Source organism: Winogradskyella sp. UBA3174 (assembly GCF_002364335.1).
In the GTDB taxonomy this organism is placed as follows: Bacteria; Bacteroidota; Bacteroidia; order Flavobacteriales; family Flavobacteriaceae; genus Winogradskyella.
This window is the reverse complement of the sequence record NZ_DEXW01000031.1, coordinates 47,397-73,214: the sequence shown is the minus strand read 5'-3', so window position 1 is coordinate 73,214 and position 25,818 is coordinate 47,397. Positions and strand designations below refer to the sequence as shown.

The 25,818-nt window shown below is 32.3% G+C and carries 24 protein-coding genes; 9 read left to right on the top strand and 15 right to left on the bottom strand.

The window, feature by feature from the left end; translation table 11 throughout:
* Positions 1-96: 96 nt before the first annotated feature.
* The gene (uvrA, locus tag B2U95_RS04430; RefSeq protein WP_296313238.1) at positions 97-2,886 is read right to left on the bottom strand and encodes an excinuclease ABC subunit UvrA; all 2,790 of its coding nucleotides are present in this window, start codon (positions 2,884-2,886) and stop codon (positions 97-99) included.
* 239 nt (positions 2,887-3,125) lie between these two features.
* Here uvrA and B2U95_RS04425 point away from each other — a divergent pair, with 239 nt between their 5' ends.
* Positions 3,126-3,710 carry an RNA polymerase sigma factor gene (locus tag B2U95_RS04425; RefSeq protein ID WP_296313236.1) on the top strand — a complete coding sequence of 195 codons (585 nt, stop codon included), beginning with the start codon at positions 3,126-3,128 and terminating at the stop codon, positions 3,708-3,710.
* Between the two features lie 57 nt (positions 3,711-3,767).
* Complete coding sequence (locus B2U95_RS04420; RefSeq protein ID WP_296313234.1) at positions 3,768-3,911, top strand: hypothetical protein; 144 nt, start codon at positions 3,768-3,770, stop codon at positions 3,909-3,911.
* A 447-nt stretch (positions 3,912-4,358) separates the two neighbouring features.
* Here B2U95_RS04420 and B2U95_RS04415 read toward each other — a convergent pair whose 3' ends face one another.
* Together B2U95_RS04415 and B2U95_RS04410 are read right to left on the bottom strand one after the other, a co-directional pair.
* Entirely contained in the window at positions 4,359-4,514 is a 156-nt protein-coding gene (locus B2U95_RS04415) for a hypothetical protein (protein WP_296313233.1), read from the bottom strand.
* 45 nt (positions 4,515-4,559) lie between these two features.
* Positions 4,560-5,216, bottom strand: a complete 657-nt coding sequence (locus tag B2U95_RS04410) for an endonuclease III domain-containing protein (protein ID WP_296313231.1) — start codon at positions 5,214-5,216, stop codon at positions 4,560-4,562.
* Positions 5,217-5,252: 36 nt separating this feature from the next.
* Between B2U95_RS04410 and bcp the strand changes: the two genes are divergently transcribed.
* Entirely contained in the window at positions 5,253-5,708 is a 456-nt protein-coding gene (gene bcp, locus B2U95_RS04405) for a thioredoxin-dependent thiol peroxidase (RefSeq protein ID WP_296313230.1), read from the top strand.
* Positions 5,709-5,773: 65 nt separating this feature from the next.
* On the opposite strand, the gene B2U95_RS04400 is transcribed toward bcp, so the two are convergent.
* The gene (locus B2U95_RS04400; protein WP_296313229.1) at positions 5,774-7,228 is read right to left on the bottom strand and encodes a TonB-dependent receptor; all 1,455 of its coding nucleotides are present in this window, start codon (positions 7,226-7,228) and stop codon (positions 5,774-5,776) included.
* A gap of 90 nt (positions 7,229-7,318) precedes the next feature.
* On the opposite strand from B2U95_RS04400, the gene B2U95_RS04395 reads away from it, so the two are divergent.
* Positions 7,319-8,080: an MBL fold metallo-hydrolase gene (locus B2U95_RS04395; protein WP_296313228.1), complete on the top strand. Its 762-nt coding sequence runs from the start codon at positions 7,319-7,321 to the stop codon at positions 8,078-8,080.
* A gap of 2 nt (positions 8,081-8,082) precedes the next feature.
* Positions 8,083-8,589 (top strand): hydrolase, encoded by a 507-nt coding sequence (locus B2U95_RS04390; protein ID WP_296313227.1) that lies wholly within the window; start codon positions 8,083-8,085, stop codon positions 8,587-8,589.
* Here B2U95_RS04390 and B2U95_RS04385 read toward each other — a convergent pair.
* From B2U95_RS04385 to B2U95_RS04365, 5 genes are all read right to left on the bottom strand, one after another.
* On the bottom strand, positions 8,586-9,230 hold the full coding sequence (locus tag B2U95_RS04385) for an alpha/beta hydrolase (RefSeq protein ID WP_296313226.1): 645 nt from the start codon (positions 9,228-9,230) through the stop codon (positions 8,586-8,588). The genes B2U95_RS04390 and B2U95_RS04385 overlap by 4 nt on opposite strands.
* A gap of 2 nt (positions 9,231-9,232) precedes the next feature.
* A complete protein-coding gene (locus B2U95_RS04380; protein WP_296313225.1) occupies positions 9,233-9,565 on the bottom strand; it encodes a hypothetical protein in 333 nt (110 codons plus the stop codon).
* Positions 9,558-10,817: a dihydroorotase gene (locus B2U95_RS04375; protein ID WP_296313224.1), complete on the bottom strand. Its 1,260-nt coding sequence runs from the start codon at positions 10,815-10,817 to the stop codon at positions 9,558-9,560. The genes B2U95_RS04380 and B2U95_RS04375 overlap by 8 nt, the downstream gene beginning before the upstream one ends.
* Entirely contained in the window at positions 10,814-12,739 is a 1,926-nt protein-coding gene (locus B2U95_RS04370; protein ID WP_296313222.1) for a BatA domain-containing protein, read from the bottom strand. Before B2U95_RS04370 ends, B2U95_RS04375 begins: the two co-directional genes overlap by 4 nt.
* A 74-nt stretch (positions 12,740-12,813) precedes the next feature.
* A complete protein-coding gene (locus B2U95_RS04365; RefSeq protein ID WP_296313221.1) occupies positions 12,814-13,821 on the bottom strand; it encodes a glycosyltransferase family 2 protein in 1,008 nt (335 codons plus the stop codon).
* An 85-nt stretch (positions 13,822-13,906) separates the two neighbouring features.
* Here B2U95_RS04365 and B2U95_RS04360 point away from each other — a divergent pair, with 85 nt between their 5' ends.
* Positions 13,907-15,796 carry a peptidase M61 gene (locus B2U95_RS04360; RefSeq protein WP_296313220.1) on the top strand — a complete coding sequence of 630 codons (1,890 nt, stop codon included), beginning with the start codon at positions 13,907-13,909 and terminating at the stop codon, positions 15,794-15,796.
* A 206-nt stretch (positions 15,797-16,002) separates the two neighbouring features.
* Here the strand turns inward: B2U95_RS04360 and B2U95_RS04355 are convergent, their stop codons facing one another.
* From B2U95_RS04355 to B2U95_RS04345, 3 genes are all read right to left on the bottom strand, one after another.
* Positions 16,003-16,557, bottom strand: coding sequence for a hypothetical protein (locus B2U95_RS04355; RefSeq protein ID WP_296313219.1), 555 nt, complete (start codon positions 16,555-16,557; stop codon positions 16,003-16,005).
* A 172-nt stretch (positions 16,558-16,729) separates the two neighbouring features.
* Complete coding sequence (locus B2U95_RS04350) at positions 16,730-18,217, bottom strand: S10 family peptidase (protein WP_296313218.1); 1,488 nt, start codon at positions 18,215-18,217, stop codon at positions 16,730-16,732.
* Positions 18,218-18,427: 210 nt separating this feature from the next.
* Positions 18,428-19,198 carry a TIGR02757 family protein gene (locus B2U95_RS04345; protein ID WP_296313217.1) on the bottom strand — a complete coding sequence of 257 codons (771 nt, stop codon included), beginning with the start codon at positions 19,196-19,198 and terminating at the stop codon, positions 18,428-18,430.
* Between the two features lie 237 nt (positions 19,199-19,435).
* Here B2U95_RS04345 and B2U95_RS04340 point away from each other — a divergent pair, with 237 nt between their 5' ends.
* Positions 19,436-20,479, top strand: coding sequence for a sugar-transfer associated ATP-grasp domain-containing protein (locus tag B2U95_RS04340; protein ID WP_296313216.1), 1,044 nt, complete (start codon positions 19,436-19,438; stop codon positions 20,477-20,479).
* A 220-nt stretch (positions 20,480-20,699) separates the two neighbouring features.
* Here the strand turns inward: B2U95_RS04340 and B2U95_RS04335 are convergent, their stop codons facing one another.
* Complete coding sequence (locus tag B2U95_RS04335; protein WP_296313214.1) at positions 20,700-20,861, bottom strand: hypothetical protein; 162 nt, start codon at positions 20,859-20,861, stop codon at positions 20,700-20,702.
* 406 nt (positions 20,862-21,267) lie between these two features.
* On the opposite strand from B2U95_RS04335, the gene B2U95_RS04330 reads away from it, so the two are divergent.
* Both B2U95_RS04330 and B2U95_RS04325 read left to right on the top strand, forming a co-directional pair.
* Entirely contained in the window at positions 21,268-22,002 is a 735-nt protein-coding gene (locus B2U95_RS04330; protein WP_296313213.1) for an FISUMP domain-containing protein, read from the top strand.
* 106 nt (positions 22,003-22,108) lie between these two features.
* Positions 22,109-22,555 (top strand): hypothetical protein, encoded by a 447-nt coding sequence (locus B2U95_RS04325; RefSeq protein ID WP_296313210.1) that lies wholly within the window; start codon positions 22,109-22,111, stop codon positions 22,553-22,555.
* Between the two features lie 9 nt (positions 22,556-22,564).
* Here B2U95_RS04325 and B2U95_RS04320 read toward each other — a convergent pair whose 3' ends face one another.
* Positions 22,565-22,945, bottom strand: coding sequence for a Rid family detoxifying hydrolase (locus B2U95_RS04320; protein ID WP_296313209.1), 381 nt, complete (start codon positions 22,943-22,945; stop codon positions 22,565-22,567).
* Positions 22,946-23,110: 165 nt separating this feature from the next.
* Positions 23,111-25,762, bottom strand: coding sequence for a putative LPS assembly protein LptD (locus B2U95_RS04315; protein ID WP_414727661.1), 2,652 nt, complete (start codon positions 25,760-25,762; stop codon positions 23,111-23,113).
* Positions 25,763-25,818: the final 56 nt, after the last annotated feature.

Genomic DNA, 25,818 nt, shown 5'->3' with positions numbered 1-25,818 from the left:
ATTGCGTTTTTATTTTATTGATGTCGAAAAGATTGCGGATAATACTTAAAAGAGAACACAGCAGCTCAAATAGATTAAGTACAGGCGCTAAAAAGGTTATAATTTTTCTAATAAGTATGTCCCAGTAACCGAATTATTGTTTTTTACGATGGCTTCTGGTGTGCCAAAAGCAACGAGTTCGCCTCCATTTTTTCCGCCTTCAGGGCCAAGGTCAATAATATAGTCAGCACACTTAATTAAATCAATATTGTGTTCAACAACAATGATAGAATGTCCTTTTGAAATTAAGGCTTGAAACGACTTCAATAATTTCTTAATATCATGGAAATGTAAACCCGTAGTAGGTTCGTCAAAAATAAAAAGTACATTATTACTTTTACTTCCTTTTCCTAAGAATGTTGCTAGTTTAATACGCTGTGCTTCACCACCAGAAAGAGTAGAAGAGGATTGCCCCAAAGTTACATAGCCTAAACCAACATCTTGCAATGGCTGTAGCTTTCCTTGTATTTTGGTTTGGTTTTGTGTTGTAAAGAATTCAATAGCATCATCAATCGTCATATTAAGAATATCATCAATCGATTGGCCTTCAAACTTAACTTCTAAAACTTCTTTCTTAAAACGTTTGCCGTTACACGTATCGCAAATTAAATGCACATCTGCCATAAACTGCATTTCAATAGTAACTTCACCTTCACCTTTACAAGTTTCACAACGTCCACCATCAACATTAAAACTAAAATGCTTGGCTTGGTAATTTCTGATTTTACTAAGTTTCTGACCAGCATACAAAGCTCTTATATCATCATAAGCTTTTATATAAGTCACAGGGTTTGAACGAGACGAACGACCAATAGGATTCTGGTCTACAAATTCTACATGTTGAATATTACTATAATTTCCCTTTAATTCTGAAAACTGACCAGCTTTATCACTAAAACCAGTTAATTTTTTCTGAATTGCAGGAAAAAGAATTTTTTTAACCAGTGTGCTCTTTCCACTTCCAGAAACTCCAGTAATAACGGTTAGCATTTCTAAAGGAAACGTAACGTCAATATTTTTCAGGTTATTTTCACGAGCGCCAACAACTTCAATCTTATATTTTGATGTTCTTCGCTTTTTCGGAACTTCTATTTCTAGTTGTCCATTAAGGTATTTAGCTGTTAAAGTGTCTGAAGCTAAGATGGCTTTAAAATCACCAACGGCCACAACCTCACCACCAAAAGTTCCTGCTTCTGGTCCAATATCAATGATACTGTCTGCGGCTTTCATAATATCTTCATCATGTTCTACGACGATAACCGTATTGCCTAAATCACGTAAAGATTTTAAAACGTCTATTAAGAGCTCTGTGTCTTTTGGATGCAAACCAATACTTGGTTCATCTAAAATATACATGGAGCCTACAAGGCTACTCCCAAGTGATGTGGCTAAATTTATTCTTTGACTTTCTCCACCAGATAGGGTATTTGATTTTCTATTTAGTGTTAAATAATTTAAACCAACATTAGATAGAAATTCTAAACGTGTATTGATTTCTGTAAGAAGGCGCTTTGCTATTTTAGCGTCATATTCATTTAATACTAAGCTTTTAAAAAATGGTGCCAATTCATCTAATGGTAAATCTACTAAATCCGTAATTGTAGCATCTCCAATTTTAACGTAATTCGCTTCTTCTCGTAGACGTTTGCCTTTACAGATATTACACTTTGTTTTACCACGATAGCGCGATAACATGACGCGATTCTGAATTTTATAAGCTTTTGATTCAAGGTCAGCAAAGAAGCTATCCAAACCTTCAAAATGTTTGTTGCCTTTCCATATTAAAGTTTTGTGTGCATCAGTTAATTCAAAATAAGGCTTATGTATAGGAAAGTCGAATTTATGAGAATTGTTAACCAATTGGTCTCTATACCAACTCATAGTTTCACCTCTCCACGGAAAAATAGCATTTTCAAAAACAGATAAAGCTGTATTTGGAATGACTAAATCGTCATCGATACCTATGACATCACCATAACCTTCACATTTTGGGCAAGCACCATATGGATTATTAAAACTAAAAAGATGTGCATTCGGTTCTAAGAATAACATATCATCTAGTTCAAATTTATTGTTGAACGTTTTTTGCTTTTTATCTGATAATGATTCTATAATACATGTGCCAACTCCCTCAAAAAAAGAAGTTTCAATGGCATCTGCTAAACGATTAAGAAAATCTTCATCATCTTTAAAAACAATTCTATCGACTACTAAAAACAGGTTTTTATCAGATTTAATTTTTGTTTTAAGTGCATCATCAATTCTTAAAACATCATCTTTTACTTTAATACGTGCATAACCTTGTTGTTGTAAGGTTTGTAATTTATTTTCAATAGTGCGTCCCTCTTCAAGGATTATTGGAGAGAGTAGTAATAACTTTGTGCCTTCATCAACATTTGAAATGTGTTTTATAACATCAGAAACGGTATGCTTCTTAACCAAGTCTCCCGAAATAGGTGAGTAGGTCTTACCAACGCGAGCAAATAACAACTTTAGATAATCATAAACTTCTGTTGTGGTACCAACTGTAGATCTAGGATTTGTTGAGTTTACTTTTTGTTCTATAGCAATTGCTGGAGCAATCCCTTTTATATAATCTACTTTTGGTTTATTGAGCCTCCCTAAAAACTGACGTGCATAACTCGATAGACTTTCTACATAGCGTCTTTGCCCTTCTGCATAAAGGGTGTCGAAAGCTAAACTAGACTTACCTGAGCCCGATAAACCTGTAATAACCACTAATTTATTTCTTGGAATAACAACATCAATATTTTTAAGGTTATGCAGTTTTGCACCCTTTATGATAATATTTTCCTTAGGGTTAACGTCTAAATTCGTAGTATTCATAGGTAATTCAGATAAAATAATCGTGCAAAGATACTATAACTATTTCATCTATTAAAGTGACTTATTGTTCGGTAAAACATTAAATTTTGGTATAAATTCTTGTTTTTACGGAATGATTGTTGTTATATTGTTCACATAATAATATAAAAACATATTTGCGTATACTATAATATTACTTTAAAAAAATCTTAAACCCCAAGGTAAGAAGGTAACTTCTTGTCTACTAAGAAAGTAATATTATGAGAAAGAATCTTATCCAAGACGCAGAGTTGGTTAGCAACTACATTAAAGGAGATGAAGACGCATTATCTGTGCTCATCAAAAGACACAAACAGAAAATTTATAGCTTTATTTATTCTAAGGTTTATGATAGAGATATTACTGAAGATGTATTTCAGGATACCTTTATTAAGGTTATAAAAAATCTTAAACGAGGCAAGTATAACGAAGAAGGTAAATTTTTACCTTGGGTAATGCGTATTGCTCATAATTTGGTTATTGACCATTTTAGAAAGAACAGTCGTATGCCAAAATTTGATAATGCTGGTGAGTTTAGTATTTTTTCAGTATTAAGCGATTCTAGCTTAAATGCTGAAAAAAGCCTTATTAAAGACCAAGTAGAATCTGATGTACGACGTATAATAGAAGAACTTCCGGAAGATCAAAAACAAGTTTTAGTAATGCGTATGTACCAAGATATGAGCTTTAAAGAAATATCGGAGCGCACAGGTGTTAGTATTAATACTGCATTAGGAAGAATGCGTTATGCTCTTATTAATATGAGGAAGGTAATTGAGCAAAACAATATCATTTTAACAAATTGATACAATAAAGCATTTTAAGTTGCGTTTAAGTCATGTAATAAAACCTAAATTGTTAATATGGCAAAAATTTACTCTAACGCTTCCCCAAAAAATGTTAACCTAAATCCAAAAGAAGAAACCATTAGTTTCCTTTTGAATTATTCTAAGGCTTTAAGTGTTATAAATTATAATAAATTGAAGTTTGAAGCACTTCTAAATTAATTGAAATGTTTTAATATTTAAATCATTTCAATTAAAAGAGAAAATCCTGATGTGAAAGCATCAGGATTTTTTTGTAAATAATAGTTCTTCGTAATTCTGTGTTGTTAGATATTCTTTTCTCAAGGTCTCTAAGTATTTTATAACCTTACTTTTCATTGGATGCGTATCTAAAAGACTATTTTTAACCGTATCGTCGTAAACGGTTAATATAATATACCAATGGCCTTTTCTTTGGGTATATCCATCATTAAAAATAGGGTTAATTCCATTTTAATACAACCATCTGTCGCAAAACCTAATACATTTAACTTTTTGTCCTCAATATCAGTTTCGTTATACGTAAGATAAAAAGTTTCATTTTCAATTTGAAAAGTTGTATTTAGACAAACATTTACATGGTTAAGTTGATGTTTAGTATTTATATAATGATAAAAGTCTTCAGCATTTTTAGAGGTCCTTAAAGATAAATGATGTTTCGCGTGGTAGTTTTCGTTTAAATTTTTTGGCTTGTATTACTTTATGACCTTTAAATCGTGGAGCTACTTTGGTAGGAATACATGATGTGGTAGTGATAGCTAAAACAATTAAAAGTAATTTTTTCATGAGTTGGTATTTCCCATTCAATCATCAAGAATTATACAACTAAAACTATTTCTTCTTTTTATAATAAGCATCTAAAACCGATTTTCTACCAATAGTTTTAGTAATGCTATCTTTTTCTAAATCCCAAGCACGAGCAGGCGAATATTCTCTGCCATACCAAATAATTTGAAGGTGTAAATCATTCCAAAGTTCTTCTGGAAATAACCGTTTAGCATCTTTTTCCGTTTGCACTACGTTTTTACCGTTAGTTAGATTCCAACGGTACATTAAGCGATGGATGTGCGTATCTACAGGAAACGCAGGAATCCCAAAAGCTTGAGACATTACAACAGCAGCCGTTTTATGACCAACAGCAGGTAATTCTTCTAGATTTTCATAGGTTTTTGGCACTTCACCATTATGCTTATCTATTAATATGTGAGATAAGCCATGAATACCTTTACTTTTCATAGGAGATAAGCCAACGGGTTTTATGATTTCTCTGATTTCCTCCACACTGAGTTTAATCATATCATATGGGTTATCTGCACGTTCAAATAATAAAGGTGTAATTTTATTAACACGCACATCTGTGCTTTGTGCAGACATTAAAACTGCAATTAAAAGTGTGTAGGGATCTTTATGATCCAAGGGAATCGGGATTTCTGGGTAGAGTTGTTTTAACGTATTTATAACAAATTCTACCTTTTCTAGCTTAGTCATTCATCGTATTTTTACAGAAACACAAATTTAAGCAATATGACGCATTTAAAAACAGGTGATAAGGCACCAAATTTTTCAGCTAAAGATGAACAAGGAAATACAGTAGCATTAGAAGATTATAAAGGGAAAAAATTAGTTGTTTTCTTTTATCCAAAAGCAAGTACGCCAGGTTGTACTGTAGAAGCTTGTAATCTCAATGACAACTACGAGCGTTTTCAGTCTCAAGGTTATGATATATTAGGTGTTAGTGCAGATAGTGCTAAACGACAATCTAATTTTAAGACTAAGTACGGATTTAAATATCCATTATTAGCAGATGAAGATAAAGCAGTTATAGAAGCTTTTGGAGTTTGGGGGCCTAAGAAATTTATGGGAAAAGAATATGATGGAATCCACAGAACCACCTTTGTTATCGATGAAAATGGAATTTTAGAGGGTGTTATTACTAAGGTAAAAACTAAGGCTCATACAGATCAGATTTTACCTGAATAAAAGATTATTTAGAAATTAAAAAAAGCGACTTTAAGGTCGCTTTTTTTTATAACAATAGTTTGCAATTAATTTTTGTGCATTACCTCTTCAGATTCAAACCCAAACAAGCTTTTTTCTTTAATTAATTTTGCAACACCTTCAGGAAGCATTTCTTCCCATCCATTTTCATTATTCGAAATCATCTTAAGTACTGTGCGAGAGAATACAGATAATATAGATGTGTCATAATCATTAATATCTACGACCTTACCATTGTATTTAAAGAATTTATATAGCTCCTTCATTCTTGGGTGTACTTTAAGATTTTCACTTGTAGTAAGTGTACCATCTTTATTTTCCATAGGGTATAAATACACCCTTAAATCTTTGTAGAATAATTTTCCAAAAGCCTCTAATATGCCACCACTTAAATGACGGTAATATTTTTCATCAAAAATATCTACAAGGTTATTCACACCCATAGCTAATCCCATTCTAGCTCTAGAGTATTGCGAGAAGTATTCTACTAGTTTGTAATATTCTTGGAAGTTAGAAATCAATACTGTTTGGCCTAAAGAACATAGTAATTTAGCACGATCCATAAAATCTTGCTCATCAATCTCACCTTCAGCTCTTAAGTTAGATAAGGTAATTTCAAAAATCACTTGTGTTTTTTCTTTATCTACCTTGTTTTCTTTAATGAACATGTCATAAGATTTCTGAAACATATCCATATTTACTTTAGTTACAGGTCTAAAGCTACCTCTTAGCGTTAATATGTTCTTTTTGTAAAGTACACGAGCAGGCAGCACGTTATTACCATCTGGAGCGAACATTACAGCATCTGTCATTTCATTTTTAACAAGTTGCAAACTCATTAAGCGATTGTCTACATTTTCAAAAACTGGTCCTGAAAAGTTGATAGTATCAATCTCGAGTTGATCCTTGTCTAAATGATCATATAAATAACGTAAAAGTTTACGTGGCTGATTGTATTTGTAAAATGCACCATAAACAAGATTGGTTCCTAATTTACCTAATGTCTCTTGTTGTAAACGCGCATCAGTTTCTTTAAAACGAATATGAAGTACAATATCGTTGTATTCTTGGTCTGGTGCCACTTGATATTTTATACCTACCCAACCGTGACCTCTGTATTTCTTAGCAAAATCTATTGTAGCTACCGTATTGGCGTAAGAGAAAAATAATTTTTCAGGTTCTTTATCTCTTGTAATACGTTGCTCCATTAAACCAACTTCATGGTTTAACATCTTTCTAAGTCTAGCTTCAGTGACATAACGCTTATCATCTTCAATACCATAAATGGCATCACTAAAGTCTTTGTCGTATGCAGACATTGCTTTTGCAATGGTTCCTGAAGCTCCACCAGCTCTAAAGAACTGTCTTACAGTTTCTTGCCCTGCACCAATTTCGGCAAAGGTTCCATAAATATCTTTATTAAGATTAATACGCAAGGCTTTGTCTTTAAGAGACGGAATATTTTGAAATTCTGTGTCTCCTGTATACGTTATGTCCTTCATAGATTCTGGGATTATATCCTCTTGGTAAAGGTATCGATTTACTATTGCAAACAAAAAAATAACCTTATTTTTGTTATAAAATTAACAGGATTGAAAATTACATTTTTAGGTACAGGAACCTCTCAAGGAATTCCCATTATTGGAAGCACACATCCTGTATGTTTAAGTGCTAATCTAAAAGACAAGAGATTACGAGTTTCGGTCTTAATAGAATGGAATGATTATACTTATGTAATTGATTGTGGTCCAGACTTTAGGCAGCAGATGTTAACGGCTAATGTTTCAAAAATTGATGGTATTATTTTTACGCATGAGCATGCGGATCATACCATGGGGTTAGATGATATTAGACCCTTTTTCTTTAGGCAAGGTGATATTTCGCTTTATGCTCATCAGCGTGTTTTTAAATCTTTAGAAAAGCGTTTTGATTATATTTTTGAAACCGAAAATAAGTATCCAGGTGCTCCAAATGTTACCCAAATCGAAATAACTAATAATTCTTTTCCTTTAGGAGATATAGATGTGATGCCAATTGATGGATTGCATTATAAGTTACAAGTCTTTGGTTTTAGATTTGACCGTTTTGCTTACTTAACGGATATGAAAACCGTGTCGGATAAAGAGATTGATAAATTACAAAACCTCGATGTTTTAGTTATAAATGCTTTAAGGAAAAAAGAACATATTTCTCACTTTAACTTAAAAGAAGCTTTAGGATTTATTAAAAAAGTAAAGCCTAAACGTGCCTATCTTACTCATATAAGCCATCATTTAGGTTTTCATGATGATGTACAACAAAAATTACCTAATAACGTTTTTTTAGCATACGATAACTTACAAATTACCATTTAGATATGAAGAGTAGAATTTTTATGTATTTATTTATTTTTTCAGTGTTACTGATTCTTTTTCAATATGTCAATTCAAAAAATATTATAGATAAATACGAAAAAGATATTAAAACCTATAAAACTAAAATAGTTGATAGGGATTCAATTATTATAACTTTAGAAGACCAGAATTTTGAACTTAATTATTTTAATATTGATAGAAATCAAGGTGCGATAGAATATTTTGAATCACAAGGATACGATACGGATAAATTAGTCAATGCGATTACAGAAGGATTATATGATATGAATGATTATGAAGGTGAAGACCATCCAATAGTCCCATTCGTATCAATGACAAATACTAAACTACTAATTAATAAAGTTAGAATTTTAAACCACAAATGGATTGTTACTAATTTTACTGACGGCGAATATTGGGGTGAAATATTTTTGAAGTATGATATCAATGAAAAAGGTGAGTTAAACTATAAACTCGTGGAGTACTTTATGTACCCAAAGGTTAATTAGATGTAATTTTCTAACCAAGTTTTAAGATTATAAAAGTTTTGAGGATCTACTCCATGTCCAACAGGATATTCCGAATAAGTATTATTAATGCCTAATTCATCTAAGAAGTTAGGTGTTTTTCTTGCCCAATCTACTGGTATAACTTGGTCTGCTGAGCCATGAGAACAAAAAAAGTTTAAGTGAGTAACGTCACTTTTGTTTATAGTATCTGGTAAAATATCTTCGTAAATATAACCACTTAAAGCAATGATGTTTTTTACTTTTTTAGGATGATTTAGTGCAACAGCATAACTTAAAATTGTTCCTTGGCTAAATCCTAAAAGCGTTACATTTTCAGAATTTATAGCATACGTGTTACACGCATAGCTTATAAAATCCGATATGAGTTCTACAGAAGATTTAGCTTGTACTGCATCATTCCATTTCCCTTTGTCAGCATCAAAATTAATAGCATACCATGCATTTCCGTATGGTTGTATAGTGTAAGGTGCTCTTAAGGATATAATAAATAGTTCTTCTGGTAATTCTGAAGCAAATGAAAACAAATCATTTTCATCGCTACCGTAACCATGGCACATAATTAATAATGGAGCGTTTTCTTTTAAAGACGATGGTCTTGTAATGTAATGAAGTTGTGACATATTTATTGACCTATCGATTTAAATAACTTCTGAAAAAAATCACCTAATAAAGGTATTTTATTTTCTTTACCTGATGCCGCACCCAAAACGCCATAGATAAATAATGCTGAGAAAAATATCCAAAAAGAATACGTAATCATCCAGCTATCAAAGACTCCGATAATATAGCCTAATGCCAAGTAAAGTAACCAAATACCTAAACCTTGTCTAATATGAAATGACGTAAATGAATTACGTTTATCTTTGTTCATAAAAAAGGCAATCAATGTTCCTATAAAGGTTATGTAAGCAACAATAGCCATAGTTTTACCTTCTTCAATAGTAGTCTTATCCATTACGTAAAATAATTTTTTTGTTGGCAATGATGCCATAAGTTTCACCCTTCAAAGTTTTACCAAGGAAGGCACTATTTTTAGATTTAGAACTGATATGATTTTTGCTAAACTCATAACTCACATCAGGATTAAATAGACTTAAATCCGCTAGTTCACCTTCTTTAATACTTGTTTCAGAAATACCAAATCTAGATTTGCCTTGTGTTAGAAGTGCCACTGTTTTTTTAGTTGTAAAAATGGTTTGCAGCGCCCCAAAAGCAGATTCAAGACCGATAGTCCCGTATTTTGCAAAATCGAATTCTATTTTTTTAAACTCAATATCAATAGGGTTGTGGTCTGTGGTTACCATGTCAATGGTTCCATCTTTTAATCCTTCGATTAACGCATCACAATCGTTTTGAGTTCTTAATGGCGGCAATACTTTGTAATTCGTATCGAAATCAGTTAAAACAGCATCAGTTAAAACTAAATTATGTATTGCAACACTACAGGATACATTCAGGTTTTTTGTCTTAGCAGCTCTTATTAGTTCAACAGATTTTGCAGTTGAAATTGTAGGTATATGTAATTTACCTTCTGTATATTCTACTAAAAATAAGTCTCTAGCGACTTGTAGTTCTTCAGAAAGCGCAGGATTTCCTTTTAAACCCAACATTGTACTATTAATATGTTCGTTTACGACACCAGATCCCGAAATTCTATTTTCTTGTGGAAAAGAACACACTAAACCATCAAAGTTGCTTGCGTATTGCAATGCAATTTTCATTAGGTTAGGATTTGAAATAGGGTTTTGGTAATCGTAGAAAGCTACTGCACCTGCGTTGGTCATGTCAAATAATTCTGCTAAATCAATTCCGCTACTAGATTTTGTTAATGCACCAATCGGATACAATTTAACAGCATTATCGTTAGATTTAGCTTTTACAAGCGCAATGTCTGCATAACTATCTATAACAGGATTAGCGTTAGCATTTAAGGCCACAGATGTAAAACCGGAACGTGCAGCAGTTTTTAAACCGTTACTAATAGTCTCTCGTTCTTCGTAACCAGGCTCACCAAAAGAAACACTGCTATCAAACCAACCTTGAGAAACATGCAAGTTGTGTCGCTTTATTTCTTTGTACTTATTAGGATTGGAAATTTGTTTAGAAATTTTTGAAATTCGGCCTTTTTCAATTAAAATATCGACCTTTTCATTGTGAAAATCACTTTTAGAATCAACGATGGTTGCAGATTTTATGAGTGCGTTCATTTAAGAAATTTTAGAATCAGCATTTCAATAATTAGAAATACTAGTGCAAAAATAACAAACCATTTCCATAGCGCATTAACATTTGCATTACTTTTTATAGTCTCTATAGTATTTGCCAAGCTCGTGTCAAGAGTTACGTTACTTATTGTATTTAAATCATAATAGCTTAAGTTGCTCTCATTTCTGTTGTAGTTAAAGCTTAGGTTCTGTAATACGTTATTCTTATTCTTTACATTAAGAATGCCAGCTCTGTTTGGGTAATCTTCAGTCTGTAATACAACAGACTTACTATATGTCTTTTGTAACGGTATTACAGAGCTTTCTTCAGAACTTAGTGTTAAGATGTCATCTTGACCGATAGTTGTATTAATGGCTATTGAGTTTGGATTTCCAATCGTATAATATAATTTAGAAAGTTTTAAACTCTGTAAACCGATATTATATAAAACAGGTACTATAAGTTGAGAATTTTTAAAGTTTGAATTGCCTTTATTTAAGGCTGAAGAAAAAGCAAAAGCACTAGCGTTTCCAACTAAAAAGGGTGAGCCATCTTCATACGACAACACACTATTTGAATTGGAAGTAAAACGATATGAAGCATTCACTTTTGGATATTGAAAATTAGTGACTTTACTGTAAAAAGCATTCGCTAATAAAGGATGATTATAATTAATACTTGTAATTTGTTTTTTTGTAGTTTTATCAATATTATAATTAGAGATATTTAAATCTGTAAATATTTGATTATAAGAATCTAATGTAATTTTATCTGAAGGAATTATTAAAATGAATCCACCATCTTTTTTAAACACATTCAGTGCGGCTTTAAGCGCATTTGAGATGTTGTCAAGTTCATTTAAAACGATTAAGTTTTGATCAGGAATAAGATTAAAATTAAGTGCATTTAGTCTGAAAGAATTATACTCAAATTCATCTGTTGTATAAATACGTTTTAAGAATGAATCGTCTGAAGACTCGTTAATAGTTAAAACCTTAATTTTTGGTTTAGAGTTTAGGTTAAAATAGAAGACATTGTCATATTGTAAACCAGTATCATCTATAACAAGTTTTGCGTTTATAATGGTATTATTTGCTATCGTGAATACAGTTTCAGCAGTTTCATTAATTGTAACAGCACTTTTAGCTAATAGAGCGTCATCATTAAATAAGGATATTGAAACATTATCTGCAGGCTCTGCTTGATTGGTAAGTACAACATTTATATCTATAGTTTCTGCCGTTGTATTAGAAGTGTAAACACTATCAATACTAATATTAGATACTAAACCAGATTTTGGCTGAACTAGTTTTAGTTGCATTGAGCTATCGTTAGCAAACGTGATAGGATTTCCGTTTTGTTGAAAATCAGAAACTAAAATAAGATTTTTGGAAGTTGCTTTATCATCAGAGAATAATTGTTGCCCTTTTAGATGTGCGGCATCATAATTAAGTTGACTTGTTGAGTTAGATAATTGGATTAAATCATTTTTTAAAACTTTAACTGTTGTATTTCTAAATGTTTCATCATTAGTGAATAAACTAATCTGTTCATCTTCACCAAATGTGTTTATAAGGTCTTGAATAGAGGCGTTGAGTAAAGTACCGTTACTACCTTTTGCTTGCATACTAAACGAATTATCAATATAGATAACAGTTTCTTGTGCTTCATTAAAATCTTCAGTATTTGGTATAAAAGGCTGAGCAAAAGCTATTATAGTACATGCCAAAAGTAGCATTCGTGTAAATAGTATTAACCACTTTTTTAATTGCGAACTTTTTCGTGTTTGTAATTTTACAGACTTCAAGAATTTTACATTCGTAAATTCTACTTTCTGAAAACGGCGCAACTGAAATAAGTGAATAAGAATAGGAATAACCAGAAAAAATAAAGCGTATAATAATTCTGGGTGTTTAAACTGCATTCTTGTGTTTGGGCTTATTAATTAGTCAAATATAGAAAATGAAAAACGATAACAGTATTTTGCTTTTGAGAAATTTAACAGAAAAAGAAATAATCGCTCATAGATTGCATATTGTGGCTTTCAAAATAAAGCTTAATTTCCTTTTGAGCATCTGTATTGGCTACCGTTACAATACTTTGAGGATTTTTTAATTCAGCTAAATGGTTAAAGTTTAAAAGCTTTTGGTCATAGATGTGTTTGCCTATTTTTTTTGGGTTATCGCAAACCCAATAAAACGGAATTTTGTTCGCTATTAGTAATTTTGCAAGTGTTTTTCCTTTTGTGCCAGCTCCCCAAACGGCTAATGGTCGTTTGCTATCGTAATTCAAATCTAAAAAGTAATGGATTTTCAAATCTAAAAATGAGCTATCTGCATAATTTTCATGCGTTCTAGAGGTTCGTGTGCTATAATCTCGCCAATGCAGTAGTACTTGATTACATGGAATGCATGTGTAGTTTGCTTTATAAAACCGAAAAGCTAAATCATAATCTTCAGGATGGCGATTGGGTTCAAAACCATCGCAAGCTATAAAATCGTCGCGATGCAACATCCAACATGGAGAAGGAATAACGCATTCTTTATAAATTTCAGAATAATTGCTCCCGTTTACAGTGAGTCTATTTAACCACTGCTCATAACGTGCAAAACCATCACTGAGACCATCTGCTCTAAAATAGTGTACTTGTCCTACGGCAAGATGTTTCTTTCCATAAATTTTTAGACCATCTATCATGGTTTCTAGTCGCATGGTAGTCATTATATCATCACTATCCATTCGACTTATGTATTGACCAGAACTTTTACTAAAAGCTGTTTTTAGCGCATCAATAATACCATTACCTTTATTCTTAAAAAGCTTTATTCTAGCGTCTTTCTCAGTATAACGTTCAATAATTGAATAACTAGTATCATCTGATTGATCATCAACAAAAATAGCCTCCCAATCTTGGTGAGTTTGATTCAGAATAGAATCAACACATTCAGAAATGTATAACTCTGTATTCTTAAATGGGATGATAATGCTTACTAAATCGTGTTGCATGATGCGAATTTAACAAAACCTTTAGGTTTATAATGGTAACAGATTGTAGATTTGTGCGACTTGTTAAAAAATTAAAATTTTAAAAATGAAGAATTATATTGCCATACTTGGCTTAAGCTTAATTTTAGTAGGATGTGGATCTGCTAAACCAACAGTAAACGATTTAGCGGTGAGTAACCCAATCGAAACAGCATTAGACTTAACAGCTGTTGTAAATGATAAAGTGCCAGTGATTATTAATCCTGGTCGTTTTACTACAGAGAGTGTAACCTACAGATTACCAAGAGTAGTACAGGGAACCTATTCTGTAAGTGATTTTGGTAAGTATGTTGATGATCTTAAGGCGCTAGACTATAATGGTAACGCATTAGAAGTAACTAAAGTAGATACCAATACATGGACTATAAAGGATGCTACTAAATTAGATAAAATCACTTACTATGTTAACGATACGTTTGATATTGAAACTAGTGGTGGTATTGGAGGAGAACAACCTTTTTCGCCAGCTGGTACAAATATAGAGCCAACAAATTATGTATTAAACTTACATGGATTTATCGGTTATTTTGATTCGTTAAAAAACAGCCAATATGCTTTAGATGTTACAGCACCTATTGATTTTGTAAGAACGTCTGCTTTAGAAGATAAAGGAACTAAAACCAGTGCAGATGGTAAGTCTGCTACGACGAGTTATTTTGCACAGCGTTATTTTGACATTACAGATAATCCTATGATGTATGGAGATTTAGATGTTGAAGAATTTATGGTTGGTGATATTAAAATTGTATTGAGTGTGTATTCTCCAAATAAAGTACATACCGCAGCAAGCCAAAAAGAGACCGTATTTAAGATGATGCAAGCTCAAAAAGAATATTTAGGAGATGTGAATGCAACGCCTCGTTACGATATTTATTTGTATTTATCTGATGGTGCTGAAACGTCACCAAAAGGATTTGGAGCTTTAGAACACCATACATCAACAGTTGTAGTTCTTAGTGAATCTTCTAGTAAACAAGGCTTAGCAGCTTCTATAGTAGATGTTGTTGCTCATGAGTTTTTTCATATTGTAACTCCATTATCAGTGCACTCAGAAGATGTACATTATTTTGATTACAATGAACCAACATTTTCTAAGCACCTTTGGATGTATGAAGGTGTAACAGAATATTTTGCACAACATTTTCAGGTGTATAAAGGTTTAGTTGATACCGATGCATTTTACGCTACAATAATGCAAAAAATAGGGATCTCTAAGGGTATGGATGATGCTATGAGTTTTACTATTATGAGTGAAAACGTATTAGAAGAAAAATATGCACCTCAATATTCTAATGTTTATATGAAAGGTGCCTTAATTGGTATGTGTATAGACATCTTAATGCGCAAAGAAAGTGATGGTAACAGAAGTATGTTGTCATTAATGAAAGAATTATCTGCTAAATACGGAAAAGAAAAACCATTTGTAGATGATAATATTATTGCTGAAATTACAGCAATGTCTTATCCGAGTGTTGGTGAGTTCTTAAAGACACATGTAGAAGGTGATGTGCCAATTAATTATAATGACTTTTTTGCAATGACAGGTTTAACTTTAGGTGAATCTGAAGGTCCAACTAATTACATTTTTGCTGGCGGACAAAATATTATTTTTAGTGGTGAACCTGGTAAAGGAATTTTCTTTACAGAAGTGGCATTAAAGAATTCATTTTGGGCCTCACAAGGCATCCAAGCTGGTGATGTTATTAAAAAAGTGAATGGCGCAGATTTAACGCTTCAAAATGCACAACAAGTTATTGGTGGTATGTTTGGATGGCAAGAAGGACAAGACATTACAATGGACTTAGAACGCGACGGAAAGCCTGTAATGATAAAAACAGCATTAACAAAAGCAACTGCAAAAAGCGAAGGCTTAATTGAAGATGTAAATGCTACAGATGCTCAGAAAGCATTAAGAGCAGCTTGGTTAAAAGGATAATAAATCTTTATAGTAGTATAAAAAAGGCTTCCAATTCGGAAGCCTTTTTCGTTATATTAAAAATATCTAAGTTTATTAAATTTAAAGCAATGCGATTAGCTTAATGTAGTAGATTAAGCTGTTTACCTAATGTTTGTATTTATAACTAACATTACTGTTTTCTATTAGTAATCTCTTAGGTGAAAAAACCTAGTAAAAACAATAGTTTAAAAATACTGTTTAACCTTGCCCCAAAGTGTTTTTGGTTTAATTTTAAATTCTTCTTCTAGTTCTTCTAATGTTTTGTTAGCATCATTAATCGTGTTAAACATTTTTGCTCTGATTAAATAAATAGATGGCACTATAACAACTAAAATAGGTAGTAAGACAACAAATGTTCCTTCATCTATATGTCCAGCTTCTGAATTCCAGCTCGTAACAGCTTGAAAAGCATACATAATAATAGGTACTAATAAGGCATGATACCACCAATGTCTGCATGTAAAAAACCAAATAGTTAATAAAATAAGTGGTATGATTTTACTGGTATAAACCCACATGGCATATTTAGCTTCCTGCCAGACACCACTTTCATAGGTAAACAAAAAAGTCTTCCAAATTTTAGTTTCTGGTACATACTCATGCAAAGCATATAAAAGGGGAGTAGAAACGATTACAGTAGCGATTATAGAACCAACTATAGCCCTTCTACCTAGTCGCTCATAAATCCTTTTGAACGAGGTTTCTTTTTCCTTTTTTAATCTCTGTTGTGGTTTGTCCATCTACATCTAAGTCAATAATAGTAATTGATTTTACAGTGAATGAATAACATTCCTTAAGTACAATTAAAATAAATTAGCCTACAATGTTAGTCATAAAAAACTAATATACACAAATAAACGCGCGCTTCATCGAGTTTTCACGCTCTTTAAAGGGTTTTTTTACTCTAATTCTTTAGTACTTAGCTGATTTACCTTTGGGAAGTGAACTCTCTATAAAGTCTCGTAAATCAGCATTGGCTTTAATTAAATCTTCATTTCGTAAGTACATCATATGGCCACTTCTGTAACCTTTAAATGAAAAACGATCTTTCATTTTACCACTTGGGTCAATTTGCCATTGCGAATATTTAGCTGCAAAGTAAGTCGTTGCACCATCGTAATAGCCAGACTGTGTCATTACTTTTAGATATGGGTTTTGTGCCATAGCTTGGCGCAAATTTTCTCTAGTATTATCATTATCGCTATTCCAATTACCAACGTTGCCAAACACGTTGTATTTAACATCGGTTTCAAAGCCTAACTCGTTTTTGATGTAATAGTTAATAGCTGGCGCAAAAGAATGCAACCAAGACGTTAATTCTGCGCTGTAATCTGGACTTGCTCCAGTTTCAACTTTATCAATACCAATATACCTCGAATCTAAACGACCAATAGTTTCACCAGTTTTATCTCTAAGTAATTCTTTCCAGAAAAAACGGTTAGGCACATCTAAGTTTTGTTGTAAAATCACCTTTTCCGATAAGCCAGAATAATAACTCATCTGTTTTGCAATTGCTTTTTTCTCTAAATCTGAAATAAAACCACCTTTAGCCAAAGCAGGCATTAAATCATTAACCGCAAAATCTTCAACTTCTGGCAATAGGTCTAATAAATCTTTATTTTGAAGAACAGGAGGTAGCATTTTATGATACCATGCAGCAGCTGTGTAATATGGTAAATTTAAACTTGATGCTAATGGGCCACCAACACGCAGCACTTTATAATCTGCAGGTGATACTAAAATAACACCATTTAAGTACATCCATTGGCTATTTTGTAGCTCTAAGGATAAACCCATAACACGTGTACCACCATAACTTTCGCCAATAATATATTTTGGAGATTCCCAACGGTTGTGACGTGTGGTAAATGTATTCATCCAACTTGCTAAATACTTTACATCTGCATTAACACCAAAGAACAATTTATCGTCTGGCATCTTCCCATCTTTATTAGCTACTTTTCGAGAATAACCTGTATTTACAGGATTAATAAATACAATATCAGCCACATCTAAAATAGAATTAGGATTGTCCTTTACTCCATAAGGCTGTACAGGATAACCTTCATTATCTATTTTTAAGATTTTTGGACCTGTATAGGCAATGTGCATCCAAACAGAAGCAGAACCAGGACCACCATTAAAAGAATAAATAATAGGTCTCTTTTCACCATTACTATCATTAGTGCGTTTGTAATACGTGTAGTATAAAGAGGCGATTAAATGGCCTTCATTATCCCAAACCGGTTGAAAACCAGTTTCTGCTCTGTAATTAATTGGTTTCCCTTTTATTGTTACAGAACTATTGGTGATATAAGCTGTATCTACTGGGATTTTTAAATCTTGAGAAAAGCTAAAAGAAAAGCAGATAAGTAGTGCTAGTGATAATTGAAATTTCATATTTTGAATATTGCTTGTTTGGACTTATTTACTATTTTGTTGCTGCGTCAGTTCGAGTGAATTTTAAGATTATAAATCATAAAATTAGTATCGAGAATATGTGTTTTAAAAACGATCGGTTCTCTCTATTATTCCAATTCTAGTAATCACTCCAATTAATGTCGATAATTTATTTGAAAAAGATTTAAAGATAGGAATAACAAATCAATTTTAGAATCCTTCAAAAACACCTAAACCAAATAAAGCAAAATCGTATTTTACAGGATCTGTTGGGTCTAAACGACGTAGTGCTTTATCTAACTCAGCTAAAGCTTTGCCATCGTTTTGTTTACGTTTTAAAAGACCTAGTTTACGTGCTACGTTACCAGAATGTACATCTAAAGGGCAACTTAATTGCGATGCAGAAAGCGATGACCAAATTCCAAAATCTACACCATTGTTATCATTACGCACCATCCAACGTAAATACATGTTAATACGTTTGGCGGCTGAATTTTTAAGCGGATCACTAACATGTTTTTTAGTACGCGCTAAATGTGGTTGCTCAAAAAATGTGGTTTTAAATTGATGAATGCTATTCTGAAGCGACCCTTTCTTAGCATGTTTTGCAAAAACCGCTTCTAAACCATTATGTGTTTTATAGATATGCTGTAAACTTTTAATAAACTGCGTAAAATCATCTCCGTTAAAGGTGCGATGCACAAAACCTTGTAAACGTTCTAAATCGGTCTCTTGATGCTGCATTATAAACTCAAAAGGGGAGTGGTCTAATAACTCCATCATTTTATTGGCATTATTAATAATACTTTTACGATTTCCCCAAGCAATAGTTGCTGCTAAAAAACCAGCAATCTCAATATCTTCTTTTTTAGAAAATTGATGCGGAATTTGTATAGGATCGCTCTCAATAAAATTTGGGTGATTGTAAAGGGCTACTTTACTATCTAAAAAGTCTTTTAATTCTGCTTTTTTGAGTTTCAATAGAGATATATTTAAAAAACAAAAATAAGAGTAATACAGTAAAATGCGTAAAGTTACGTGGTGATAATACGTTTCAAAAAACAGACCTTCGCTTGTTTTTGATTAACTTGTTTCAATACTGTTAGATATAAGTAATTGTAATGGAGTTTTATAGAAAAGAATTACTACTAAAAGTTACCTATTAATAATGCGGTTGGAGAAATATATATAATTAAGTTGTAAATAATTATAATAAGTATGCTGAGTGTTGAAAATAGAAATCGAATTAAAGTAATTGTAAAAGACAAGAATAAAAAGTCTGTTTTTAAAATTATTAAAGAGATAAGCCATTTATATAAAGTCAAAAAGGAGATACCCTACTATTATTTTAAGTATTTATATAAAAAAGATGCTACAAATTACTTAGATTATTTGGGTGCTTCAGAAATGAATTTAATAAGGAAAAGTAAGCGCTTACATAATCCTTTGTATAAACTGCCTTTAACAAATAAACTTTCTTTCTCACAGATGTTTAGTGCAACAGAAGTTAGAACACCTAAATTAATAAGTCATAATTTAGAAAATAGCTTTTATTATAATACTATCGAAACAAAACTAAATAACGAACAGGATTTTTTCAACTTTTTTATAAATGTGTTTGATGAATGTAATATTGAAGATATTTTTCTAAGACCACATTCAGATTATGGAGGTAAAGGTTGCTTTAAATTAACAAGAGATGAATTAAAACAAAACTTAACTTCTATCTTCAATTTGCTTATTAATACTAACTATGTGCATAATATATGTATAAAACAACACGCTGCTATTAATGAAATTCATAAAAAATCAATTAATACATTAAGGTTAATTTCACTTATAGATTCTAATGAGAATATAAAGATAGTAAGTGCATTAATGAGGTTTGGTGTAGGAGATAGTGTTATAGATAATGCGAGTTCGGGTGGTTTTTGTATTGGGATAAATATGCAAGATGGCACTTTACATAAATCAGGAGTTTATTTGCAAGAATATGGAGGAAAAACAATTTATAAGCATCCTACTAGTGGTTTTAAATTAGAGGGTTTTAAAATACCATTTTTTAAAGAGTCTTGTGAAGAGGTAATTAAAGGAGTTCGTGCTTTACCAGACGGGTTTATAGGTTGGGATGTTGCAATTACCCCTGTAGGACCCGTAATAATAGAAGCGAATGATATGCCTCATTTGCATATGAGTGATGTAACTTTTGGTGGCTTATTAAGAAATAAGGATATTAAAAAATTAATTAAAGAATTAAAATAGTGATTTTTAGCTTTTGCTTTTAGAACAGAAAATTGTATTGATCTCACCGAATGTTCAGCAACTAATTTCACAAAATCTAAAGATCTAATCATACCTTTTATTTTTTTGTCATCCATCACAACGATTAGATGCACATTATGTTTTAGCATCATTTTGGCAGCTAACTAATCGCTTGAGTCTGCATAAACAACATTAACATTCTAAGAAGTCATTACATCTTCTAAAGTGGCATCGTCGGTCGCAGTGTATCATTAGAATATGTGATAAAGGGAATAGCATTAATTCCTTTTTCTTTAATAAGCGTTCTAATTTCTAGAACCTTATCTTTTCTCATTGCAGTTGTGACCAGAGCCCACATAAAATCTTTTACTTGTATTCGCATAAGTAATGTTTTAAGTTAATAATAATGCTATGGTAGTTTATATAAACAGAAACTGACAGCCTTCTTTATTTTGCGCTGCTATAAAACCATGTTATAACAATTCTAATTTTTAAAATTTTGTTTTATAAGATTAATAGTCATAAGTGTTTTTACAAACGGTTTAATGATAAGCAAATAAGCACTTTAAAAATACGTAAAGTTACGTATTGATAATGCAGTTGAAAAAATATACCTTCGCTTAACGTCTGATATAAGTCATTGAAACGGACTCATATCATTAAGTTAAGCGACCCAACCAAACCCTCACCCAAAATTAAAACACAATTTATTTCAAACTTTCCGTAAGAATTTTCAGGAGAATCATAATCGGTGTTGTTACATCTAAAAACGGAGCACTTATACTATTATGACAAGACTACTAAAACTTACCATTTTAACGCTTTCAGCTTTTGTATTTATGAATTGCTCTAGCAACGATGATACTAATACACAACAAGAACCAACAACTGTTACAGATGCAGATGGCAATGTGTACCAAACTATTGTTATTGGCAACCAAACATGGATGTTAGAAAACTTAAAAACCACAAAATACAATGATGGTACACCACTAACAGAATGGGTTTTTGGTATGGATTGGGGAAGTTTACCTAACCAAGAGGAGCTTTACCAATGGGCAAATACTACAGATTTAAACGCTATTGTTAACGCTGAATTACCTTTTGATTATTATGGCGCAATGTATAATCATTTTGCTATTGAGACTGGGAAATTAGCACCAGAGGGATGGCGTATTCCTTCTGAACAAGATTTTATTGTGTTAGAAAGTTATTTGAATGCTAATGGTTATTCTGGTAACGTGGCAACAGCACTAAAATCTGATTCTGGTTGGTCTGATTTTTCTGGTAATGGATCTGATGCTATTGGTTTTAAGGGTTTGCCTAATGGCTACATTGCTGCTGGCGGAACTGCTACAGCTTCAGAATCAGTTTGTACTTGGTTAACCTCAGATGTTGCTAGTGGTCCTATTAACTCATCTACAACAAGAAGATGGGTTCAGTTATTTGATGGACCAACGTTATTTTATTCAGATACATCTATAACACTTGGTGCAGCTATACGCTGTATAAAAAACAATTAAAGTTTTAGGATTGGTTAGTTAATTAAAGCGATTTGTTTAGGGCAAGTCGCTTTTTTTTATTAAATTAATATTTTTAAAAGAAATAGTATTGACAATAAAAAATATCATGAAAAAATTTTATATTATTTTAATTTTTGGGATTACATTAACATGCAGTAATGATCAAGAAATAGCCGAGACAGTAAACCCTTTAGAAGGAAATTGGCATATGATTAATTTAAGAACAGGTTTTCTAGCTCAGCCATTAGAACTAGGAGAAATAATATGGAAATTTGATATAGATAATGATAAACTATTAATCGAAAATACAACTAATCCAGAGGGAAACCCTTTATATCTTTTAGAAACAGGAGAGTATGATATGACCGTTGTAGATCAAACACTAACTATGTTATCTGTTTTTACAACTATTGCCTCAACTACTGGAGAAGAACTTTTTTACGAAATAGAATTAAATTTTGATTTTCGTTTTCAAGACGAAGGAGAAATTTTAGTATTAGATGGTGGTGCAGAGGGTGATGGTCCCTTAATAAGGTTTCAAAAAGTTGACTAAAAAAGTATCTTACTTTACAGCAATCATACTAATTTCAACATTTACAAACTTAGGTAAATTTGCCACTTCTACGGTTTCACGCGCTGGTGCAGTTGCTTCATCAAAATATAGGCTATAGACATCGTTAATTTGCGAGAAGTTGTGCATGTCGCTAATAAATATAGAGGACTTAATAACGTTCTCAAACGTCATATCAGCAGCATCTAAAACAGCACGCATATTTTCCATCACTTGTTTTGTTTCGGTCTTAATATCGTCTAAAACCAATTCCATAGTTTCAGGATGCAATGCTATTTGCCCAGATGTGTAAAGTGTATTGCCAGATAATACCGCTTGGTTATATGGACCAATTGGTGCTGGTGCTTTTGAGGTGTTTATTATTTTTTTCATGTTATGTTTAATTTGTTTCAGAATCTGTTTTCTACGTAAGCAGAAAACTTAGTACTAGTTTAGGCAATACGTCAAATTTAATAATACAAATTATACTTAAACAAGTTAGCTAGTAAATTATCGTTTTTAAAACAAAGCGGTTACGATGCTAAACTTTTAAAGACGTTAGTTTCCAAGATTTTGATCTGGCTGACGTCGCTGATCATACTTAATGTCTTTTAGTAAGTTAGATTTAATACCAATAAAGAAGTTCCAAGAGGTCTGATTACCAATAGGAACCCATGTAAAATTCATTCTCCAACTCAATAGATCACGTTCAAAACGCAGTTGTGTAAATGTCACTCCCTTATCTAGTATATCGTAACCAGAAGACACACCAAAGCTCCAACGAGGAGTTAATTCTACATCACCAGAAAACATTAAAGAATTAGACGAAACACGATTTTCGCGTCTTACATTTGTATAATTAAGGGCATAAACGAGCCTAAGACTCCAAGGCATTTTATAGTTGTAAAACGCATTATTTTCTTCGTTATTATCCTTGCTTTTATCCTTGTCTCCGAGGCGTTTGTCTGCGAAATCTTGTGTTTTACCAAAGAGGTCATCGGTTCTACCATTAGCCGTTGCTGCACGTCTTTTTGCTTCTTCATCTTCTTCGTCGTCTTTTCCTTTGCCAGAAAAGGTGTCGTTAGAAAGTGTGTAGTTAAGATTTAAGTTCGCAGAGGTCATACGAAACAAGCTACCTCCATTATCTGCATTATAAGTGTTAATCTTATTATTGTTACTATCTAAAGCATAAGGGTCTAAGGTCATCCCAAAGTTTATGGTCATTTTTTTGTTTAGGATCTGAGTTCCACCAGTAACTCTCAAAGGACTCCATCTTAGTGAATCTGCAGCCATATCATAGGATGTCGCAAAGTTTAAATTATTTAAAATAAACACCTTTTCACTTTCGGTTTTAGTGGAGTCTTTAGAGCGTACTTTAGCTTCAATATTATTACCAACGGCAATACCTACATTACTCGAAAAGTTATTACCAGGTCTTCCGAAAAGTGAATTTTCAAAACGCGTAAATTCTTCAGTTGTGGTGCCATCAGCATCAATAACTTCATAGGTTTCGTAATACTGATCAAAAGCTGGTGTTACCGAGTAGCTTAAAGACGGCCTTATAACATGGCGTATAGCTTGTATTTTTGGGTCTTTACCTTCTTTTTCAAAGTTATACATACCATATAAGGTTGTACCAACACTTGCGCCAACATTATAAGTTAAAAAACGGTCAAAGCCATTTTGGTCTACAGTAACAACTTCTTCTGTTCCTTCATCGAAAAATCGATTTATGGTATTTAGCGCCCAAGTTTCTTCAAAATTAGCATTAACGCCAAAGTTAAAATATTCAAACACTTTAAAATTTGTACTCACAGGAATACTGTGGCGCATACCAGCTAATGCGTCGTCAAACATTTCACTTTTACCAAATAAAGAATCGGTTGTATTGATGCGATATTCTCCTCTAGAATTTAGTTGAAAGTTAATATTCTGTATTATACCTTTTTTTACTCCGGCTTTTGGCTCAAACGGAAAGACTCTACCCATAGATGCTTGCACAGTAGGTAGCGTTAAGTTTACAGATTCTGTATTTGTATTTTGTGAATGTGATGCGGTTAAATTGACGTTAACTTGTGGTTCTCCTTGAAACGTTTTAGAGTACGATACAGAAGAGGCAAGGGTATTGGTTAAAATATTCGCCTGATTAATCTGATTAATAGATTGTTGAAAAAACTGGCTACTTCCTAAATTTACAGATGCAGTAAATCTAGAATTAGGATTGGCTTTTGCATCTTGGCTATGAGACCATCTGATGTTGTAGATCGTATTTTGTGCAAAATCAGGAAAACCACGTTCGCTGTTTAGTAAATTTTCATATCTAAAGGCCACATTACCTCTAAACTTGTAACGTGCTGCATAGGTGCTTTCTAGTCTAAGTCCATAACTTCCGTTAGTATAATAGTCACCTAACACGGCTAAATCTACATAATCGTTTATTGCAAAATAGTACCCACCATTTTGTAAAAAGTAACCTCTATCGTTACCTGTGTCTTCTCCAAATGATGGAAAAATAATACCAGAGGTTTGTTTTTTAGACATAGGGAAAAACGCAAAAGGCATAGCAATTGGTGTAGGCACGTCGTAAATAAACATCTGTGTAAAACCTGTAACGATCTTTTTATTAGGTACAATTTTAGCGCGATCCATTAAAAAGTAATATTCGGGATCTTCAATGTTTTCTGAAGTTGTAAATTTTCCTCTACCAATAAAAAACACAGAATCATTCTCTTTTTTGGTACGCTCAGAAATTATGGTACCTCCACTTTGCTCTGTGACAGAATTAAATATTATTGCTTTCTTGTTTTTAGAATTAAATATAATAGAATCTGGTTTTATAACATTAGAGCCTTGTGTGAATATTGGCTTTTGTGTATAACCTGTAGAATCCTTCATTCTACCAGCATAAATTAAGTTTTTACCATAATCTATAACCATAACACCTGCTGTAATCTCCATATCTTGGTAATTGATTTGAGATTCGTTATACAGAAATATTTTCTGTTTAATAATGTCTGTAATTACAGAGTCCTTAGCTTTATAGGTAACAATATCTTTTAAAAATTCGGTTTTCTTTACGGAATCTTGTTTTGTAGAGTCTATTTCTTTGGTGTTAAAGAGCGAATCTACTTTAATAGTTGTAGAATCTTTTATACGTTTAGGCGGAATATCTTTCTTCTTTGGAGGTAATTCTTGTGCGAAGCTAAACATGTTGATAAACACTGTAAAACTCAAGGTAAAAAGTATGTGTAGACTATTTGTACGCA